The 20,058-nt window shown below is 66.0% G+C and carries 19 protein-coding genes; 4 read left to right on the plus strand and 15 right to left on the minus strand.

Going from position 1 to position 20,058, the window contains the following annotated elements:
• Window positions 1–153: 153 nt before the first annotated feature.
• The 13 genes from N4264_RS20800 to N4264_RS20860 all read right to left on the minus strand — a co-directional run bounded on the left by N4264_RS20800 (window position 154) and on the right by N4264_RS20860 (window position 12,057).
• Window positions 154–1,740, minus strand: a complete 1,587-nt coding sequence (locus N4264_RS20800; protein WP_261694137.1) for a sulfite reductase subunit alpha — start codon at window positions 1,738–1,740, stop codon at window positions 154–156.
• A 24-nt stretch (window positions 1,741–1,764) separates the two neighbouring features.
• Window positions 1,765–2,568 carry a DUF4198 domain-containing protein gene (locus N4264_RS20805; protein ID WP_425508288.1) on the minus strand — a complete coding sequence of 268 codons (804 nt, stop codon included), beginning with the start codon at window positions 2,566–2,568 and terminating at the stop codon, window positions 1,765–1,767.
• A gap of 26 nt (window positions 2,569–2,594) precedes the next feature.
• The gene (locus tag N4264_RS20810) at window positions 2,595–3,128 is read right to left on the minus strand and encodes a DUF2271 domain-containing protein (RefSeq protein ID WP_261694138.1); all 534 of its coding nucleotides are present in this window, start codon (window positions 3,126–3,128) and stop codon (window positions 2,595–2,597) included.
• Between the two features lie 45 nt (window positions 3,129–3,173).
• Window positions 3,174–3,791 carry a PepSY-associated TM helix domain-containing protein gene (locus N4264_RS20815; protein ID WP_261694139.1) on the minus strand — a complete coding sequence of 206 codons (618 nt, stop codon included), beginning with the start codon at window positions 3,789–3,791 and terminating at the stop codon, window positions 3,174–3,176.
• A gap of 120 nt (window positions 3,792–3,911) precedes the next feature.
• Window positions 3,912–4,232: a non-heme iron oxygenase ferredoxin subunit gene (locus N4264_RS20820; protein WP_261694140.1), complete on the minus strand. Its 321-nt coding sequence runs from the start codon at window positions 4,230–4,232 to the stop codon at window positions 3,912–3,914.
• Between the two features lie 47 nt (window positions 4,233–4,279).
• Window positions 4,280–4,828: a GNAT family N-acetyltransferase gene (locus N4264_RS20825; protein WP_261694141.1), complete on the minus strand. Its 549-nt coding sequence runs from the start codon at window positions 4,826–4,828 to the stop codon at window positions 4,280–4,282.
• The gene (sufU, locus tag N4264_RS20830; RefSeq protein WP_261694142.1) at window positions 4,825–5,271 is read right to left on the minus strand and encodes a Fe-S cluster assembly sulfur transfer protein SufU; all 447 of its coding nucleotides are present in this window, start codon (window positions 5,269–5,271) and stop codon (window positions 4,825–4,827) included. The genes N4264_RS20825 and sufU overlap by 4 nt, the downstream gene beginning before the upstream one ends.
• The gene (locus N4264_RS20835) at window positions 5,268–6,512 is read right to left on the minus strand and encodes a cysteine desulfurase (RefSeq protein WP_261694143.1); all 1,245 of its coding nucleotides are present in this window, start codon (window positions 6,510–6,512) and stop codon (window positions 5,268–5,270) included. Before N4264_RS20835 ends, sufU begins: the two co-directional genes overlap by 4 nt.
• Complete coding sequence (gene sufD, locus N4264_RS20840; protein ID WP_261694144.1) at window positions 6,509–7,822, minus strand: Fe-S cluster assembly protein SufD; 1,314 nt, start codon at window positions 7,820–7,822, stop codon at window positions 6,509–6,511. Before sufD ends, N4264_RS20835 begins: the two co-directional genes overlap by 4 nt.
• The gene (gene sufC, locus N4264_RS20845; RefSeq protein WP_261694145.1) at window positions 7,819–8,586 is read right to left on the minus strand and encodes a Fe-S cluster assembly ATPase SufC; all 768 of its coding nucleotides are present in this window, start codon (window positions 8,584–8,586) and stop codon (window positions 7,819–7,821) included. Before sufC ends, sufD begins: the two co-directional genes overlap by 4 nt.
• 58 nt (window positions 8,587–8,644) lie before the next feature.
• Window positions 8,645–10,084 (minus strand): Fe-S cluster assembly protein SufB, encoded by a 1,440-nt coding sequence (gene sufB, locus N4264_RS20850; protein ID WP_261694146.1) that lies wholly within the window; start codon window positions 10,082–10,084, stop codon window positions 8,645–8,647.
• Between the two features lie 21 nt (window positions 10,085–10,105).
• The gene (locus tag N4264_RS20855) at window positions 10,106–10,555 is read right to left on the minus strand and encodes an SUF system Fe-S cluster assembly regulator (protein ID WP_261694147.1); all 450 of its coding nucleotides are present in this window, start codon (window positions 10,553–10,555) and stop codon (window positions 10,106–10,108) included.
• Between the two features lie 140 nt (window positions 10,556–10,695).
• Complete coding sequence (locus N4264_RS20860) at window positions 10,696–12,057, minus strand: Vgb family protein (protein ID WP_261694148.1); 1,362 nt, start codon at window positions 12,055–12,057, stop codon at window positions 10,696–10,698.
• A gap of 121 nt (window positions 12,058–12,178) precedes the next feature.
• Here N4264_RS20860 and N4264_RS20865 point away from each other — a divergent pair, with 121 nt between their 5' ends.
• The 3 genes from N4264_RS20865 to murU are packed head-to-tail and all read left to right on the plus strand — an operon-like array spanning window position 12,179 to window position 16,181.
• On the plus strand, window positions 12,179–14,428 hold the full coding sequence (locus N4264_RS20865) for a winged helix-turn-helix domain-containing protein (RefSeq protein WP_261694149.1): 2,250 nt from the start codon (window positions 12,179–12,181) through the stop codon (window positions 14,426–14,428).
• Between the two features lie 14 nt (window positions 14,429–14,442).
• A complete protein-coding gene (locus N4264_RS20870) occupies window positions 14,443–15,468 on the plus strand; it encodes an aminoglycoside phosphotransferase family protein (RefSeq protein ID WP_261694150.1) in 1,026 nt (341 codons plus the stop codon).
• On the plus strand, window positions 15,465–16,181 hold the full coding sequence (gene murU / locus N4264_RS20875; protein ID WP_261694151.1) for an N-acetylmuramate alpha-1-phosphate uridylyltransferase MurU: 717 nt from the start codon (window positions 15,465–15,467) through the stop codon (window positions 16,179–16,181). The genes N4264_RS20870 and murU overlap by 4 nt, the downstream gene beginning before the upstream one ends.
• Here the strand turns inward: murU and N4264_RS20880 are convergent.
• Window positions 16,178–16,927 carry a type 1 glutamine amidotransferase gene (locus tag N4264_RS20880; protein WP_261694152.1) on the minus strand — a complete coding sequence of 250 codons (750 nt, stop codon included), beginning with the start codon at window positions 16,925–16,927 and terminating at the stop codon, window positions 16,178–16,180. The two genes, murU and N4264_RS20880, sit on opposite strands and share 4 nt — an antisense overlap.
• A 391-nt stretch (window positions 16,928–17,318) precedes the next feature.
• On the opposite strand from N4264_RS20880, the gene N4264_RS20885 reads away from it, so the two are divergent.
• Window positions 17,319–19,373, plus strand: coding sequence for a M13 family metallopeptidase (locus N4264_RS20885; protein ID WP_261694153.1), 2,055 nt, complete (start codon window positions 17,319–17,321; stop codon window positions 19,371–19,373).
• An 84-nt stretch (window positions 19,374–19,457) separates the two neighbouring features.
• Here the strand turns inward: N4264_RS20885 and N4264_RS20890 are convergent, their stop codons facing one another.
• On the minus strand, window positions 19,458–19,835 hold the full coding sequence (locus tag N4264_RS20890) for a DUF3060 domain-containing protein (protein WP_261694154.1): 378 nt from the start codon (window positions 19,833–19,835) through the stop codon (window positions 19,458–19,460).
• Between the last annotated feature and the right edge of the window lie 223 nt (window positions 19,836–20,058).

Below are 20,058 nucleotides of genomic sequence, written 5' to 3' on the forward strand. Positions count from 1 at the left end.
GGCCCTTCGGTGGGCCGCTGCAGGCCGAACCCGCCGCGGCAGGTAGCCGGCGAGGTTTTGGCTCACGGTATCGGCGAACAATAAATTAAATAAGAATGATTCGCAATACGAAGTCTTAACATCGCCGTACGGACGGTGTCCGCGGACTGGTGGTCAATACACGTCGCGCCGGTATCGGCCTTCGGCAATCAGGTTGTCGACGCTGGCCTCACCCAGGATGGCCCGCAGACGCGCGTCGACCGCCGGCGCCATGCCGTGCAGGCTGCCGCAGACATAAATCGCAGCGCCCTCGGAAACCCACCGCGTCAGCGTCGCCGACGCTTCGCCCAGGCGGTCCTGCACGTAGACCGGCGACTGGCCGTCACGGGAAAAGGCCAGGTCGAGGCGATCAAGCCATCCATCCGCCAGCCAGCCCTGCAATTCATCGCCGAACGGGTAGTCGGTACGGCGGCTGCGCTCGCCGTAGAGCAACCAGTTGCGCCGGATACCCGCCGTCTGGCGCGCCTTGAGCAACGCGCGCAGCCCGGCGATACCGGTGCCGTTGCCAATCAGGATCAACGGTGGCCCACCCACGGGCAGATGGAAATTCGTGTTGCGGCGCAGGCGCAACAGCACCGTATCGCCCACCGCGGCGTGTGCGGTCAACCAGCCCGACGCAACCCCCATCCGGCCATCCTCGCCCCGCATCTGGCGAACGACCAGTTCCAATGCCCCATCGGACGGCAGCGATGCAATGGAGTAATCCCGATGCATGAACCGCGGTAGCGTCGACGCGTCCGGCAATAGGTCGAATGCCGGTGCTGGTGACGGTAATTCGGCCGTCGCCAGCACGTGCTCCCAGCTGGCGCGCTGCGAGGGAGTTGCCGTGGCGGGCAGGTGATCGCGCAGCCAGGCGGCGACCTCGTCCGCCGGCCGCTGCGGTAATACCTGTGCGATATCACCCGCCTGCCAGTCCGGTGTCATCCCCGGCGGCGGTGCCAGGACGATCCGGAAACAGGGCGCTCCGACGCCCGCGGGATTCAGGCACTCGCGCGATACCAACCGCCAGGGGTCATCGGAACGATTCGGCGTCGGCGAGTCGGACGCCGTATCGCCGTGCAGTTGTTGCTGCCACTGCGATAGCACGGACGTGTCGGCGTCATCGACCTGCAGACAGTCGAACAGCCGCGTCGCACCCTGCCCGGCCAGCCATGCATCGAGCTGCCGGCCGAAGGCACAGAATTGCGCGTAGTGCCGATCACCCAGCGCCAGCACCCCATAGCGCAGGCCATGCAGTGCGAGCGCCTGCGACATGACGCGGCGACGGAAGCGATCGCCCATGTCCGGCGGCTCGCCCTCGCCGTAGGTGCTGACGACGAAATACACGGTGGAATACCGCGCGAGGAAGGCGGCATCGACGGCCGCGAGCGAAACGACGGGGGCGTCCGTGCCGGCCTGCCGGAATCGTTCCGCCGTCTGCCGGGCGATCTGTTCGGCCGTACCGGTCTGCGTGGCATACACCACTGCCAGCTGGCCGCCCGGTTTCGTGGCGGATCCGGCAGCGCGCAGCCACACAGACCAGGCCGCCCACGCGGCGATGAGTGCGACAATCGCAGCGCCGCGGGCCGGCTCGACGCCACGCCACAGGATCGGCTCGCGCTGCAGCCATAGCAGCGCGACGGCAATTGCCGCCAGGAGCGCCAGCACGGCGTAGCCGGCCAGCGCTCCGGTGCTACGGCGCTCCTTGCGTGAGACAGTCACGGCGCTATTCCGACGATAGCAACCTTACTGCGGCAGTACTTCCAGCGTCGCGGTGTAGCTGGTGCGACGGCCGGCCGCCTTCGCGACCGTGGTCTTCTTGTCTTCCACTTCCGCCTCGAGCCAGTACATTCCCGGCGCCGGCCAGCTGACACTGAACTGGCCCTTGTCGTCAGTCTTGGCACTGATCTCGGCCTGCGTATCCCGATAGCGGCTGCCGCCCGGCACGATCGTGACCGGAAGGTCCGCGGCCGGCTTGCCGTCGAGGAAGAGCTGGAAGGTTGCCTTCTCGCCCGAGAACAGGTCATTCGGGTGCGTCGTCGGCACCATCTCCAGGCCTTTGCCGCTGGTCTTGAAGGTGCTGGTGGTCGGCGCACCCGACGTCACGAAGGTTTCGTTGCGGCTGATGCCTTCGGTGATCTCCACCGCCGTCGCCGTGGCCGGGATCGCGGCCGCAAGGCCTGCTGCATCGCCGCGCCAGCGCTGCTTCTTGCCATCCAGTTCATAGCTGGCGAAAACCCCTTCGTTGGCGACCGCGATACGGTACGTGCCCTTCTGCGTCAGGTGCAGATCGAAGCTCGAACGGAACTTGCCGGTGTGCGGGTTGGCCGGTTCAGCGCGCGAGCCGTCGGGCGCGGTGACGACCAGCTTGTCGAGCTTGACCGGCACGTGGTTGAACACGAACAGGTCGTTCGACACCGCCGCATCGACGGTGATCCACTGGTCCGGCGTCAACACGGTGGCCGACGGCAGCAACCAGGACTTGTGCGCCTGCGCGGCGAACGACGCGCCAGCGAGCAGCGACAGGGCGATGATGCGATTGATACGCATGGCAGACTCCTTGGGATTCGATGGGATCAGGGCGCAAGGTCGAGCGTGACGGCACCCAGCTCGGTCGTGCCGCGGGCTTCGCCGTGGGTAGGCTTCTGCGGTGGCCAGGCAAACGGGATGCGCACGACTTCGTGACCACCGACTTCGCGCGCCACTTCCACCATCAAGGTGTATTCACCGGCAGCAAGGCCGGCCATCGGGCCGCTGCGATCAGTGGCCTTGACCGTGTGTATGCCGGCGGGCCGGGTCGCGCCGCTGACGCCGTCGATCGGCAACTGTGCCTCGCGACCGCTGCGGCGCCACCACTGGCGAAGATCAGCCAGCCATTTCACGCCTTCGTCGGCCTTGGCGGGATCGGTGCCCCCGCCCTTCTTCTGCTGGTACCACACCGCCAGGTTGACCGTCTTGCCAGGCTCCTTGCCCTGGATCCACACGGCCACATAGGGGCGGTGGTACTCGGCCACCTGCAGCGAAGGAATTTCGATGCCGACGGTCAATTCGCCGGCGCCGGCATTCGCGGTGATCGCAAGGAACAGCAAAGGCACAGCTCGAAAACGCACGGTGTCACTCCTTTGGGAGAACCACGGGAAAATACAAAATGCCGGCTAATGCACAAAAGCCAGGACCAGCACCAGCGGTACCAGCAGGCCCAGAGCGACCAGCGGCCAGGTCTGGGGACGTCGGGCCGCATGCAGTTGCAGCAGCAGCAGCCCTGTCACCGCGAAGACGATGCAGGCCAGGGCGAAGAGGTCGATGAACCAGGTCCACGCTGGCCCGGTATTGCGGCCCTTGTGCAGATCGTTGAACCAGGCGATCCAGCCACGATCGGTGCGCTCGTACTCGGCCGTTCCCGCGACAGGATCGATGCTTACCCAGCTGTCGCCACCCGGCCGCGGCAGGGAGATCGTGATGTCATCGGGCGATACGTCGATGCGTGCAGCCGCGAGGTGGACAGGAAACTGTGTCTGCACCCACTCGCGCACTGCGCCTGGCAATTCGCCCCCCTCGGGAATCGCCGCAAGGGCGTCGCGCACAGGAGCGGGAACCTCCGCCTGCAGCCGCGTGACAACGGGCTTGGCGGGAATCTGCGCTGCGTGGTTCAGGGTGACGCCGGTCACCGCAAATGCCAGCAAGCCGATCAGCGAGACAGCCGAACTGATCCAATGCCAACGCAGCAGCGTCTTGAGCCATCCGGAAGGGCGTTGTGGATCGTCGACGGACATCACTGCGGGACCCGCGCGTGGCGATGATTGCAGCCTTCAGTGGCCGCAAGGATCCGGCATTACACCATAGATGAGAATGAGTCGCAATTGCGCATTGGCACCGCGCCAATCGACGAAGCCTCAGTCCCAGCGATCATCCCGCGTAAAGACCGTTCCGCCTTCCACCTTGACCGGGAATTTCGCCGTCGGCTCGTACGCCGGCGGGCACAACACGGCACCGGTACGCACATCGAAGCGGGCGCCATGGCGCGGGCATTCGACTTCAAATCCCTCCACGACGCCGCCGGTCAATTCACCGCCGTCGTGCGTGCACAGGTCTTCAATGGCATAGAGGGTGCCGTCGATATTGAACACGGCGATCGCCACATCGCCATCCCAGGCCACCTTGTACTCGCCCGGCAACAGTTCCGCAGTGGTGCACACGGCAATCCAGTTCGTCATCGGGAAAGATGGCCTCCGGGCCGGATGTTCGGTTGCAGTGCCGGCCTTCAGGCCAGCGGCTTGGACAGGATCTCGAATTCCAGGTCATCGCGCCTGGGCAGGCCGAAGCGCTCGTCGCCGTAGGGAAACGGCTTGCGTACGCCGGTGCGCTGATAGCCGCGCCGCAGATACCAGGCGATCAGGCTCTCGCGAACGGTGATGACCGTCATCTCCATGCGCCGGCATCCCCACAGCTCGCGCGCCACGCGCTCGGCTTCGGCGAGCATGGCCTTGCCCGTGCCGCCGCCCTGCTTGGCGGGATTGACGGCAAACATGCCGAAATAGGCCGCCTCGCCCTGCTTTTCGATGTGCGCGGTGCACAGCAGCTCGCCGTCCCGCTCGGCCAGGATGATGCGGCTGTGGGCGTCGGCGATGATCGCCGCCACGCCGTCGGGATCAGTGCGCTGGCCATCGAGCAGGTCGGCTTCGGTGGTCCAGCCCTGTTTGCTGACGTCGCCGCGATAAGCCGATTCGACCAGGGCGACGATGGCGTTGACATCCTCTTGCGTGGCAAACCGGAAGTGCAGCGCGGCAGCCGGGTCAGCAACAGTCGTCATGGCGTGTCTTTCTCCGTCGTCGTGCGCGGAAGGCCGGCCAGGGCCGCCGCGGTCGTGGCAAAAGGCAACAGCGCGCATTTGCGTCGCGCAGGATAGCGCTGCAGCTCGCCGAACGCGGCGAGATCGCCCAGATCCGTATTCACCGTATCGCCCCGGACATGCGCCGCGAACTGTGCCGAAAGGGATTCGAGCGCAGATGCGTCCAGCCCCTGGACGCGCTCGGAAAGCATCGATGCGGCGGCCATCGTGATGGCACAGCACTCCCCCTGGAAACGCATCGCCTCGATGTGACCCTCGGCGACGCGCAGTTCCACGCGCAGGCTGTCGCCACACATCGCGTTGACGCCGTCGGCCATATGCGTGGGTGCCGCCAGCGTACCGAGGTTGCGCGGTGCGCGGTTGTGATCCAGGACGATGGCGCGATAGAGATCGGCGGCGCTCATGCCAGCAAGCGACGTACTTTTTCCAGTGCGACGATGAACCGGTCCACTTCCTCGCGCGTGTTGTAGAACGACAGGGAGGCGCGCGCCGTCGCCGGTACGCCGAAGAATTGCATCAGTGGGTGCGCACAGTGATGCCCGGAGCGCACGGCAACGCCTTCGTGGTCGAGCAGTGTCGCCAGATCATGCGCATGCACGCCTTCGATCAGGAACGACAGCACGGCAGCCTTCTTCGGCGCTTCGCCGAACAGGCGCAGACCCGGCACCTGCTTGAACGCGGCGGTGGCGTAAGCCAGCAGTTCGGCCTCGTGCGCGGCAATACGTTCGATGCCGATCGCGTTGATGTAGTCGATCGCTGCGCCCAGGCCGATGAACCCGGCAATATTTGGCGTGCCTGCCTCGAACTTGTGCGGCGGATCGGCGAACACCGTGCCTTCGAACGAGACGGTACGGATCATTTCGCCGCCGCCGAAGAACGGCGGCATTTCCTCCAGCCATTCGCGTCGCGCCCAGAGGGCGCCGGTGCCGGTTGGGCCGAACAATTTGTGGCCGGTGAGGGCGTAGAAATCGCAACCCAGCGCCTGCACGTCCACGGGCATGTGCGGGCAGGCCTGCGAACCGTCCACCAGCAGTGGCACGCCGCGGCTGCGACAGGCACGCGCCAGTTCAGCGATCGGATTGACGGTGCCGATCACATTGGAGACGTGGGCCACCGCCGCCAGCTTCACCCGCGGCGTCAGCATTTCGAGGAAACGGTCGACCATCAGCTCGCCCGATGGCGTGATCGGAGCCACCTTGAGTACCGCGCCCGTGCGCTGGCACATCAGCTGCCACGGCACGATGTTGGCGTGGTGTTCCATCTGCGTGACGACGATCTCGTCGCCCGCCGACAGCCGCGGCAGCGCAAAACTGTAGGCGACGAGATTGATCGCCTGGGTAGTACCGCTGGTGAAGACGACCTCGTTGCGCGAACCTGCGTTGATGAAACGCGCGAGGGTGTCGCGGCTGGCCTCGTACGCCGCCGTCGCCTCCTCGCCCAGCGTATGAACGGCACGGGCGACGTTGGCGTTGAACTGCGTGTAGTAGCGCTCGACCGCATCGATCACCGACTGCGGCTTCTGTGCGGTGTTCGCATTGTCGAAATAAATGAGCGGCTTGCCGTGGACCTGGCGCGCCAGCTGCGGAAAATCCGCCCGGTACGACGACCAGTCGCGCGGCGCCGGCGTGGCGAGGGTCGCGCTCATGCGGCCGCTCCTTGTTCCGTAGCGCCCGGAACACGCCGGTTGAGGAGCGCATCCAGGTGCTCGCGCAGGCCGACCGTTTTCACGGCACCCAGCGCAACGCGGCAGAACGCCATCGTCAGCATGGCGCGCGCCTGCGCCTCATCCAGGCCCCGCGAACGCAGGTAGAACAGCGCACGTTCGTCGAGCTGGCCGACGGTGGCGCCGTGGCTGGCCTGCACTTCGTCCGCATGGATCTCCAGCACCGGCTGGGTGTTGATCTCGGCATTGGCCGACAGCAGCAGGTTCTTGTTGGACAGGTGCGCGCTGGTACCGTCGGCGCCGGCACGGATCAGGATGCCACCATGGAAGACGCCACGGCCGCGATCAGCGCCCATGCCGCGCCAGAACAGGTCGCACCGGGTTTCCGGCGCCACATGATCGATCTCCAGGCGCGTCTCGACATGACGCCGACCGTCCGCCAGCAACACACCGTGCGACTGGAACGCCGCGCCCCTGCCCTGCAACGCCACATTGAGCTCGTGTCGCGACAATGCCGCACCCAGCTCCAGGTCCGTACGCCGATAGTCTGTCTCGCCGGCCAGCACCGCGTCGCTGCGACAAAGCACGCTGGCGCCGCTGTCTTCCGCCTGCACGCGGATATGTTCCAGCGCGGCGCCGCGCTGGAGATGAATCTGGACCAGGTCATTGATGAATCCGGTGTGCGCCGCCACGCCGGTGCGGTACTCCACCAGCTGCAGACGCGCGCCATCGCCCAGTTCCACCAGATGACGCAGATGCGTCGCCCGGTCGGCCGCATTCGCAGTGCCGACGAGGACCAGTTGCACCGGCTCGCTGCACTGCACGCCGGAGGCCACGCGAATCACACCGCCTTCGGTTGCCAGTGCCGCGTTGAGACGTGCAAAGGTTTCATCCGCGGCCTCGAACGTGCGCTGCAGATGGGCGAAAGCGCGCGGCTCGCCTCCTGCCAGCAGCGTCGACAGCGGCTGCAACGTCACCCCTTCCGGGAGGTTTTCCAGCCGCGACAGCGCCGCATCGAAATGGCCATTGACGAAAACCAGACGCGGGCCCGGGAGGTCGGGCAACAGCGCGGCATCAACGGTTGCCGGTGCATCGACTGACTCGAAGCGGCGACGCTCCAGCGCGCGCATCGGCATGTAGCGCCAGCGTTCGGCGCGGGCGCCCGGCAGGCCCCCGGAAAGTGCCGCATCCAGTTGGGCGCGCCGCGCGGCGAGCAGCCTGTCATCGCCGGCCAGCGCCGGCGGCAACCGCTCGAAGCTGTCGCGGAAGCCTTCCAGCAGCGGCACGCTCATGCCTGCACCGCATCCGGCACCTGGCGGTCACGCAGCCAGGCATAGCCGTGTTCTTCCAGTTTCAGCGCCAGTGTCTTGTCGCCGCTCTCGACGATACGACCATCGGCCAGCACATGGACGAAATCCGGCACGATGTAGTCCAGCAGGCGCTGGTAGTGCGTCACCATGATGAAAGCACGGTCGGGATTGCGCATGTGGTTGACGCCTTCGGCGACCATCTTGAGCGCGTCGATATCCAGGCCCGAGTCGGTTTCGTCCAGAATCGCCACCCTGGGTTCCAGCAGCGCCATCTGGAAAATCTCGTTGCGCTTTTTCTCGCCGCCGGAAAAACCTTCGTTCACCGCGCGGTGCAGCAGGTCGTCGGAGATGTGCAGGACGCGCAGCTTCTCGCGCACCAGCTTCAGAAACTGCATCGAATCCAGTTCCGGCTCGCCGCGGTGCTTGCGCTGCGCATTGAGCGCCGCCTTGAGGAAATAGGTGTTGTTCACGCCGGGGATTTCCACCGGGTACTGGAACGCCAGGAACACGCCTTCGGCGGCGCGCGCCTCCGGTTCCAGGTCGAGCAGGTCCTTGTCGAAGTAGTCGATCGTACCGGCGGTGACCTCGTAGCCGTCGCGTCCGGCCAGCACATTGCCCAGCGTGGACTTGCCGGCACCGTTCGGGCCCATGATGGCGTGCACCTCGCCCGGCTTCACGGTGAGGTTCAGGCCCTTGAGGATTTCCTTGCCGGCGACGCGGACGTGGAGGTTTTCGATCTTCAGCATAATGGGGTTCCGTAACGTGCGGCGGCCGCACGGCCAGGGCGTTTGCGCCGGCCGTGGATCAGCCGACGGCGCCTTCGAGACTGACTTCCAGGAGTTTCTTGGCTTCCACCGCGAACTCCATCGGCAATTCCTTGAATACCTGCTTGCAGAAACCGTCGACGATCATGGAGACGGCATCTTCCTCGCCCAGTCCTCGCGAGCGACAGTAGAAGAGCTGGTCTTCGGAGATTTTCGAGGTCGTCGCCTCGTGCTCGACGATGGCGCCCGGGTTCTTCACCTCAATGTAGGGGTAGGTGTGGGCGCCACACTTCTTGCCGATCAGGAGCGAATCGCACTGGGTATAGTTGCGTGCGCCTTCGGCGGATTTTTCCACCTTTACCAGGCCACGGTAGCTGTTCTGCCCGTGGCCGGCGCTGATGCCCTTGGAGATGATCTTCGACTTGGTGTTGCGGCCGATATGGATCATCTTGGTGCCGGTGTCGGCCTGCTGGCGGTGATGGGTGAGCGCCACCGAATAGAACTCGCCCGTGGAGTCATCGCCGCGCAGCACGCAGCTGGGGTATTTCCAGGTGATGGCAGAACCAGTTTCGACCTGGGTCCAGGAAATCTTCGAACGCGCACCGCGACAGTCGCCGCGCTTGGTCACGAAGTTGTAGATACCGCCGACGCCATTTTCGTCTCCGGGATACCAGTTCTGCACGGTGGAATATTTGATCTGCGCATCGTCGAGCGCGACCAGCTCCACCACGGCGGCGTGCAACTGGTTTTCATCGCGCTGCGGCGCCGTGCAGCCTTCCAGGTAACTGACGTAGCTGCTGTCTTCGGCAATGATCAGGGTGCGCTCGAACTGCCCCGTATTCACGGCGTTGATGCGGAAATACGTCGACAGTTCCATCGGACAGCGCACGCCGCGCGGAATAAACACGAAGGAGCCGTCGGAGAACACCGCCGAGTTGAGCGCGGCGAAGTAGTTGTCGCCCACCGGCACCACCGAGCCCAGGTACTTCTGCACCAGTTCCGGATGTTCGCGGATCGCCTCGGACATCGAGCAGAAAATCACGCCGGCCTCGGCCAGTTCCTTGCGGAACGTGGTGCCGACGGAAACGGAGTCGAAGACCGCATCCACGGCCACGCCCGCGAGCTTGGCCCGCTCGTGCAGCGGCACGCCGAGCTTGTCATAGGTTTCCAGGAGTTTCGGATCGACCTCGTCCAGCGACGCCGGCTTTTTCTTCGGCGCCGCGTAATAGCTGATCGACTGGAAATCGATCGGACCGATCGACAGCTTGGCCCATTCGGGCGGCGTCATGGTCAGCCAGTGGCGATACGCCTTGACCCGCCACTCGGTCATCCATTCCGGCTCGTGTTTCTTCGCCGACAACGCACGCACGATGTCTTCGGACAAGCCGGGCGGCAGGTATTCGGTTTCGATATCCGTCACGAAACCGGCCTCATAACGCCGGTTCAGCGCGGTTTCGATGTCATTGCGTTCGGTGGCCATGCTTGGCTGCCTATCGGGACTTCAGACCAGTGCGACCCGCAGCGGCGTGGGTATCAGCCGTGCGGAGCCCTGGGGCTTCAACATGTCAGCCAGCGAAACGCTGCGGAGCGCCGTTTCGATGGCCTGGTTAATCTGCTGCCAGTTGCCGCGCACACCGCAGTGCGGCTCGTGCCCGCACAGGCCGCTGTGCGCGCTGCACTCGGTCATGCCGATGGGGCCTTCCATCGCGATGACGATCTCGGCCACCGTGATGGCGTCCGGCGCGCGCGCGATGCGGTAGCCGCCGTTGACGCCCCGGAAAGAGGTGACCAGGCCGGCATGCGTCAGTTGCTTGAGCAGCTTGGCGACCGTGGGAAGCTCCAGGCGGGCCCGTTCGGCCACACCCTGGGCACTGAGCACCTCGCCGGCGGACTCGGCGAGCACAGTCATGACGACGGTGGCGTAGTCGGTGAGTTTGCTGACGCGGAGCATGGCGGCGGACGGGCAAAAGCGTACCGAAATGGTACGATTTTGGTGCCGCGGGCGTCAAACCAGCAGACGGGCAGGACCGCTGGCCCCGCCCGCCCCGTGAAATGCCGCTTCCGTACCGGCGGACGCGGCCTGAAACCGGATTACGGTGTGCGCGGCCGGTGCGTGAACCAGGTCAGGAACACCATGCCGGCGGCATCGGTATCGAGCATCAGGCCCTCGCCGCTGCGCGATTCGCCGCCGTACCAGGATCCGGCCAGCCACAGCTTGTTGGGCGCAGTGGCCACGCCCGTGCGCTCGCACTCGGCCGTCGCCTGGTTGCGCAGGATGCGGATCATCCGGTAGCTGCCGTTGCCAAAATTCGCCGTGCCCGCGCCGGTGGATTCCCAGCTGAAATCCGCCTCCGTGCAGCTGATGAACTGCATGCGGATCTTGCCCCAGGGCAACACCCGCACTTCGGCCGGGTTGAAGGTCGCACCAAAGGAGGTGCCCAGGCTGGCGTAGACGTTGTCGATATCCAGGCGGTTGCCGCTCATCGTGGCCAGGCCCGTTACCCAGTACTGCGAACCGATGGTTGCGGCGTCGGGCGTCGTGACCGAACCGCCCGCCGACAGCACGGCGATATAGGTCGGCGCCGACAAACCGCCACTGGAGTTGCTGACGAGGGTGCCACGGATGGCACCGGTTTCCGGATCCAGCTTGACCACGCTGGCGGTGCCCTGCCCGCCGATGGCGATCAGCAGGCTGCCGTCCGGGTGCCAGGCGATCCCGGTCGGCGTGTCCAGGCCGCTGGCGATGGTCTTGTCGAACTGGCCGCTGGGGAAGCGGTACCGCAGCACATGGCCCGAACGCTCGGAGGTCAGGTACATCGCGCTACCGTCGGCGGACAGCAGCAGGCCACGCGACTTGCGGATGCCGTTGGCGGCAGGAGCCACCCAAGTCGCGTAGGATCGCGACCCCGGATCGAAGCGGACGATGTTGCTGGTGTCATAGCCGGGAATGTAGAGCTGTCCGTCGGGCCCGGCCATCATGCCGTTGTCAGGGCCTTTGAGGGTGGCGGTCGCCGCCGGGAATTCGCCCACCACCAGCTTGCTGGCGAGGGAGTACTTGCGCACCGCGCTGGTGCTGTAGCTGGAGATGTACACATCGTCATCGCCGATGAAGGCGATGCCGGTGGCGCCCCAGTTGGGCGGCAACTGGGCGAAGGTGTCGACGTACTCAAAGGTGTCCGGCCGGTAGCGCAGGATCTTTCCCGCCTCCTCGCTGACCACCCAGAGCAGATTGTCCGGTCCGCGCTTGACGGCCTGGGGGCCGGCGATCCGCCCGGACGTTGTATCCAGCATGCGCAGGAAGGCGCCGGTGCAGGCATCATAGATATGGACATTGCTGTAGTAGCCGCTGACGAGCATGCGATAGGCACACTCGTCAGCCAGCGCCGGCGGCAGGAACAACGCCGATGAGATCACAACGAGCAGACGCGCGAGGCGGGATGAAAGCAGTTTCATGGAGCAGGTCCTTCACGGGTTGGCGTAACGCCGATGTAGCGCGCGCCGCGATCGGACACCTGCGCAAAGCCTCCGCGAACTCTTCGCAATTCCTCCCCCGACCCGACGACGCCGCCGGCACATGATGGCCCTGCAGCAGCCCCCCGCCCCGAAACCCGCCGCACGCCAGCGATTGGGCGAGTGGGACGTCGATGCGGCCGGCCATTCCCTGCACCGGGGCGAGCACCAGGTTCGTCTGCAGCCCCGGTTGATGCAGCTGTTGCTCCGGCTCATGCGCGAGCCCGGCGAAGTGGTCCGCCGCGAGCAGTTGCTGGACGAAGTCTGGGGCGGCCGGGTAGTCAACGACGAGGTCGTGTCGCGGGCGGTCGCCGAACTGCGCCAGGCGCTGGAAGACGACCCGCGATCGCCGCGCTACATCGAGACCCTGCCCAAGATCGGCTATCGCCTCGTCGCCGCCTGCATTCCTGCGAGCGTCGAAACGTCGCCGAAGCCCTCGGCGCCATCCACGCCACCGTCGCGCGCTGCGCCGGCCTTGCTGGACGACCGCGGCCTGCCCCTGGCCGATCCCGCTGCCAAACGACGCCTGACCTTTGCCGCACTGGTCGTGGTGGCGGTCGTGGTACTGGTCGCCATCGGGCTCGCCGGTTGGCTGCCACCGCCTCCCGGCGCCAACCAGACCGCGCCGGACCTGCGCGCCCGCGTCGACCGTGCGCGTCCGTTCGCTACCGACCCGGGCTTCGACCAGAGCGCCCGCTTCTCCCGTGATGGACGCCTGATCGCCTGGTCGGCCAGCGATGCCGAACGCAATCACGCCACGATCTGGGTCGGATCGCGTGACGGCCAGACCCGCCGCCAGTTGTCCCGCGCAGACGCCTGGGACCTGTCACCCGTCTTCGTCGAAGGCGACACCGCCATCCTCTTTGTGCGCTACCACGTTGACGCCTGCGAGATCCGTCGCCAGGAATTGCTGGGCGAACAGTCCACCGTCATCGCCGCCTGCGCGCCACCGCCGGCCACCAGCCGCATCGACGTCTCCAGCGACGGACGCCGCCTGGTGTTCGCCCAGCGCGTGCCCGGCACCAGCCGTGCCGGTCTTGCGCTGATGGACCTTGCCAGCAAGGACATCACCCCGCTGACAGATCCGGGCGAACAGGCCCAGATCGATCTCAATCCGCGCTTCTCCAGCGACGGCGCGCAGGTCGCGTTCTTCCGCGGCCAGCACAGCGAGCAGTGGCTGTGGATCCTGCCCACCACCTCGCCCGCCCGGGCGCGCACGCTGGTGGGTTCCAACGGCCTGCTGTACGGCGTGGCCTGGCTCCCCGGCGACAACGCCCTGGTGCTGGCCGGCGATCTCTTCGGGTATCGCGCGCTGTACCGCGTCGACTCGGGCACCGGCGCGCTGGAGTTCCTCGGCGCGCGCGGTGCACGGTATCCGGATGTCGCCGCCGACGGGGCCCTGCTCTACGAGGTGGCGGACTACCAGGCCAACCTGTGGCACGCGGATCTCACAGCTTCGCCGATCTCGCCCCGACCGATCACGCAGTCGCAGCGCTACAACAACCAGCCGGTGTTCTCGCCGGACGGTCGCCAGCTGGCGTTCGCCTCGAACCGCGACGGCCTGGAAAGTGTTTTCGTCGCCAACCCCGACGGCTCCGGCGTGCGCCGTCTGCACCTGGATCCAAGGCAACGCTGGGTGCGCCCGACCTGGCGGCCGGACGGCAAGCATCTGGTCGTCACGGCCATCCTCAACCGGTCCGACGGCACCGAGTGCCTGCCCTACGCCTGCACCAGCGAGCACAGCGCGCTGTACGACTATGACCTCGCCGCCAACCGGGCCACGCCCCTGGAAGACACCGGCGCCGACGCCCGTTACGCCCGCTACGGCGCCGACGGTACGCTCTACTACCTGCGTAGCGACGATCAGGTCCACACGCTCTGGCGCATCGATCCGAAGGGCGTGCGCCGCCTGGTACTCGATGCCAATGTGGAAAGTTTCGATGTCGGCGAGCGCGAGCTGGTCGTCGCCGTCCAGGGCGAGGCCGGCCTGCGCGTGTGCGAGCTGGACGCGCGCAACTGCCGGACCGTCCTGGACGGGCGCGTCCGCGACGCGCAGATGCTCGATGCCGGCCAGTGGACGCTGCACCAAGGTGCGCTGTACTTCGCAGCACGTCTGCAGGACAAGACGCGCAATGTTCAGCGCCTGGACCTGCGCACCGGCCAGATGACCAAGGTGCTGGACGATGTGCCCAGCACGTTGCCGCCGGCGCTGGCCGTAAGCCCGGACGGAAAATCCCTGGTCTATGCCCGCAACGACCGCATCGTGATCGACCTGTTCGTCGGCGAGCCCGGCGGCACCCCCTCCTCGCCCTGAGCACGCCCCGCCCGATGGACGTCCAATCGCCGCGCTTTGCCGCCCTGCGTGAATTTGCCCGCACCGCCACCGGCGTCGCCGACCTGCCCATCGATGTCGCCTCGGCGGACGCCAGCTTCCGCAGTTACTGGCGCGTGACGACGCCGGACGGTACGCGCATCCTGATGGACTCGCCGCCGGCACTCGAGCCGGTCGCGCCGTGGCTGGCGATCGGGGCGCAACTGGCGCAGGCGGGCCTGCACACGCCGGCGGTGTTCGCGCAGGATCTCGCGCAGGGCTTCCTGCTGATCGAGGATTTCGGCAACCGCCCCTATCTCGCGGCGCTCGATGACGCATCCGCCGATACGCTCTACGGCGATGCCCTGCGCGCCTTGCTGCTGATGCAGACGCACGCCGACAGCGCCACGCTGGAGCCCTACGACGAAGCGCGACTGCTGATGGAAATGCGCCTGCTGCCCGAGTGGTTCCTGCAACGTCACCTGGGTTACCGCGCGTCGGTCGAGGAATCCACCGCGCTCGAAGCCGCGTTCGAAACGCTGCTGCAGGCGATCCGCGAGCAACCGCCGGTTTTCGTGCACCGCGACTTCCACAGTCGCAACCTGATGATCACGGACGGCGCCAATCCCGGCATCATCGATTTCCAGGGCGCACTGCGCGGGCCCTTGGCCTACGACGTCGTTTCACTGCTGCGCGACTGCTATGTCGCCTGGCCCGCCGCACGCGTGGCGCACTGGCGCGAGCAGTATCGCCGCGATGCCGTCGCCGCGGGCCTGACCGACGCGTCACCAGACACCTTCGCCCGCTGGTTCGACCTCACCGGCCTGCAGCGTCACATCAAGGTGCTGGGCCTGTTCTGTCGCCTGTGTTACCGCGATGGCAAGCAGCACTACCTGCGCGATCTGCCCCTGGTGCTGCGCTACACACTGGAAGTGGCGGACATCCATCCCGCGCTTGCGCCACTTGCAGCCGTGCTGCGGCGCGCCGTGGCGCAGCACGATGTCACCCTCGTCCGTCACGATAACAGCGTCGCGACACCATGAAGGCCCTGATCTTTGCCGCCGGCCGCGGCGAGCGCATGCGTCCACTGACGGATCACACGCCCAAGCCGCTGCTGCACGTCGGCGGAAAGCCACTGATCGTGTGGCACCTGGAACGGCTGGCGCAATTGGGCGTCAGAGAGGTCGTGATCAATACGTCCTGGCTGGGTTCGCAATTTCCCGCGGTGCTGGGCGACGGCGCGCGCTGGGACCTGCGCATCCACTACAGCCATGAAGGTACGGAACCACTGGAAACCGGCGGCGGCATGCTGCACGCGCGTCATCTGCTGGGCGAGTCGCCGTTCTACGTGGTCAGTGCGGATATTTTTTGCGACATGGACTTGTCGCTTCTGCCGCAGTCGCCAGGCGGGTTGGCCCATCTGGCCCTGGTCGACAACCCGCCGCACCATCCCACGGGCGATTTCGCGCTCGACGAGGCTGGTGTCGTCCATGTCGACCACAACACTGCGCCACGCCTGACCTATTCCGGCATCGGCGTGTTCCGCGCCGCCCTGCTGGATGACTGGCACACCGTGGCCGCCGCCGAGCCCGGCGCCAGCGCGCATCCGCCACGCTTCAAGCTGGTCACCCTGCTCCGCGCCGCCTGCGCGCGCGGAATGGTCAGCGGGCAGCATCACCGCGGCGAATGGGCCGACGTGGGGACTCCACAGCGTCTGCGCGAACTCGACGACGCCCTGCGCGGAATTTCGCGCTAGCGGCTTGATCCCAGCAGGATGCGCCGGGCCGGCCGGCCGACGAGGTCGAGAAAGTTGTTGAATACGCGCTCGGCAGTGGCCTCCATCACGGCGGCCGCGCTCGCGGTGCGCGCGCGGATGGCCGCTTCGTCGTGCGGTAGCGAGGCCGCCAGCATGTCGTCGCGATAGCTCGGAATCGACAGCCATCGTTCGATCAAGGCGCGGTTGGCCTCCAGGTGAAACTGGAAACCGTACGCGTTCTGACCGTAGCGAAACGCCTGGTTGGCGCAGCTGGCGGTCTCGGCCAGGTGATGCGCATCACGCGGCACCTCAAATGTATAGGAATGCCATTGGAACACCGGATGCACCGCCCCCAGCGGTGCGAGCACCGGATCGCTTCGGCCGGCTTCGGTGGTTTTCACGTCGTACCAGCCGATTTCCGTTTCGCGATGGCGTTGCACCGGTGCGCCCAGGACGTGGGCCAGCAGCTGCGCGCCCAGGCAGATGCCCAGCACGGGCTTGTTCTGGGCCAGGGCGGTTTCGATCGCGCGCAGCTCGGTTTTCAGGTGCGGGCGGCGCTCCTGATCCTCGACGTTCATCGGGCCACCCAGGACGACCAGGCCGCGGTAGCGGTCCAGGCACGGCTGCGCGTCGGGCTCGCGCTCGAAATTGACGAACTTGATGCGATGGCCGCGCTGCCGGATCAGGCGGTCGAGCGTACCCAGCGGCTCGGCGGCGACATGCTGGAATACGAGAAGACGCGGCATGGCAGCTACAGGTGGATCGGAACGGCGTCGACTCTAACCCAGGCCGCTCCGGCCCGCAGCGCATATGGCGAAACAGCCGAAGGCGCCATATTCCCGCCCCGCCGCGGGATCGCGACGCAGGCAATCCTTTGACACTGTTATGATCCCGCGTCCCGCCCCTACCCTGCGCCCAGCCCAGGCACGCCTCGTCCAATGACGATTCGTTAGCTTGTCGACGGACAGGCCGGGCCGGGCCGATCCACGGGTGCGCGCCGCGACGCCGTCAATAAGGGATTGATGGCCACAGGGTGCGTGCGCCGCCCGCGGAAAACCCGCCCAGCCGGCGGGCAGCACTCATAACGACAACCCTGCCGTCCGCCTCACCGGTGGACCGTTTTCCACGAGGTCACCCATGAACCACCGTGCCATCAAACCGCTTGCCCTGGCGCTCGCGCTGACCTGCTTCGGTGCCCATGCCAACGGCATCACGCCGACGCGGGGCATCGACGTGTCGCAGCTCAATGCGTCCGCCAAGCCTTGCGACGACTTCTTCGGCTACGTCAACGCCAACTGGCTCAAGGCGAACGCGATCCCCGGCGACCGCGCCACCTGGGGCAGCTTCGAGATCCTCGACGAGATGTCGATGGCGGCGACGCACGAGCTGGCCCAGTCCGCGGCCAAGAACCTCGCCACCGCCAAGCCGGAGTCGATGGAGTACAAGGTCGGTGCGTTCTACCAGAGCGGCATGGACGCGGATGCCGCCAACAAGGCCGGCATCACCCCGATCGCCGACTACCTCACGCGTATCGATGCGCTCAAGTCGCCCGCCGACATCGCCGCGTTCGTGCGCGACACGCACGTCCAGGGCCTGGGCCTGCTGTTCAATTTCGGCGGCGAAGCGGACTTCAAGAACTCCTCGATGGAAATTGCCTACGCGCTGCAGGGCGGGCTGGGCCTGCCCGAGCGCGCCTATTACCTCGAGGACGGCAAGGACGGCAGCTACAAGAAGATCCGCGAGGCCTATGTCGCCCACATCGCCAGGACACTGGAGCTGGGCGGCGTAGAGAGTGCCGCGGCAAAGGCCCAGGCCGACAAGGTGCTGGCGTTCGAGAAGCGCCTGGCGGGAGTGTCGCTGGCACCGGTGGAAATGCGCTCGCCGGAGAACCAGTACAACTACGTCACCCTCGATGCCGCGGCCGCCGCCAATCCGAACCTGGGCTGGAAGCAGCTGTTCACCGAGCTGAAGCTGGCCGACACGAAGGGTTTCTCCCTGTCGCAGCCGAAGTTCTTCGGTGAAGTCGACAAGATGCTCACCGACGTTCCGGCTGCCGACTGGCAGGCGTATCTGCGCTTCAAGATCATCGACGGCGCCGCTCCCTACCTCACCGACGCATTGGCCGAGGAATCGTTCAACTTCTACGGCCGCACGCTGCGCGGCCAGAAAGAAAACCAGCCGCGCTGGAAGCGCGTGATGGAATCGATCGAGAACGGCATGGGCATGGGCCTGGGCCAGCTCTACGTCGCCAGGAACTTCCCCCCGGAAGCCAAGCAGCGCGCCCAGGCGCTGGTGGACGACCTGCGCCAGGCGACCAAGACGCGCATCGAAAAGCTGGCCTGGATGAGCGAGGACACCAAGAAGAAGGCGCTGGAGAAGTGGAGCACCTTCACGCCGAAGATCGGCTATCCGGAAACCTGGCGCAGCTGGGACGGCCTGGTGATCAAGAGCGACAGCTACTTCGCCAATGTCGCAGCGTCGGCGAAGTTCAACCAGGACTATGCCATGTCCAAGATCAACAAGCCGGTTGATCGCAAGGAATGGGGCATGACGCCGCAGACGGTGAATGCCTACTACAACCCGTTGCAGAACGAGATCGTGTTCCCGGCCGGCATCCTGCAGCCGCCCTTCTTTGACGCCAAGGCCGACGACGCCCTCAACTACGGCGGCATCGGCGCGGTCATCGGCCACGAAATGATGCACGGCTATGACGACGAAGGCAGCAAGTTCGACGCCAAGGGCAACCTTTCGGACTGGTGGACAAAGGAAGATCGGGAAAAATTTGAATCCCGCACCGCCAAGCTGGTGCAGCAGTTCGACGACTACGTCGCGATCGACGGCCTGCACGTGAAAGGGCAGCTGACCCTGGGCGAAAACATCGCCGATCTGGGCGGCCTGAGCGTCGCGCACGATGCCTTCAAGCTGGCCCAGGCGCGCAAGGGCGAGGACGCCGGCAAGAAGATCGACAACCTGACGCCGGACCAGCGCTTCTTCGTCAACTTCGCCCAGGTGTGGCGCCGCGCATTCCGCGACGAAGAGCTCAAGCGTCGTCTCAATGTCGATCCGCACGCCCCGGCGCAGTTCCGCGCCATCGGCGCGCCGTCGAACATGCCGGCCTTCGCACAGGCCTTCGAGTGCAAGACCGGTAGCGCCATGGTGCGTGACGAGCAGAAGCAGGTGAAGATCTGGTAACGGCCAGCTCGACGCAGTAACGAAAAGGGCGCCCGGAGGCGCCCTTTTTTGTGCCGCTGTTTCAGGTGGCAGCAGCGATCGCGATCAGTGCGCTTCCACCGGTTTTTCCTGGGTGACGACATTGTTGCGGCCGGCGACTTTCGACGTGGCCTGGTTTCCCGGGCCAGTACCGTCGACCCAGGAGACCTGGTTGCCGTCGCCGTCGACATTGATCTGCGAGACGCGGTTGATGCGAACCGTGTTGTTACCGCCCTTGATCGCGACGAGCGTGCACTCGCCGGTGACGGTCACTTCGTTCCCGGAGCCTACCAGGGACAGGCTTCCGGCTTCACCACAGTTGTGCGTGACAGCCTTGTTGTTGTTCTGCTCGATCTTGCCATCCGGATTATCGGACTGTGCAACCGAAGCCTGCGCGACCAGCAGACCCGCGAGCGCGAGGACGGAACAGGCGAACGTTTTCATGGGCACCTCACGTGATTTCCCGGCAAGGATTATAGATAGGCCTGACAGACGGCAATGCGGCCTGTGTCGCGCCAGAGGGCCGGGCGGCGCATTTGAACCGCCCGGCGGCGGCACAGCCAGTGTGACCTGCGGTAGCGCTGTCGCACGATCGTGCAGCGCCTGGAGCCGTTCCAGGTACGCTCTGAGGCACGCGGCCTTGCGATTGGAGTGCAGCCAACGCACA

The organism is Tahibacter amnicola (assembly GCF_025398735.1).
Taxonomy (GTDB): Bacteria; Pseudomonadota; Gammaproteobacteria; order Xanthomonadales; family Rhodanobacteraceae; genus Tahibacter; species Tahibacter amnicola.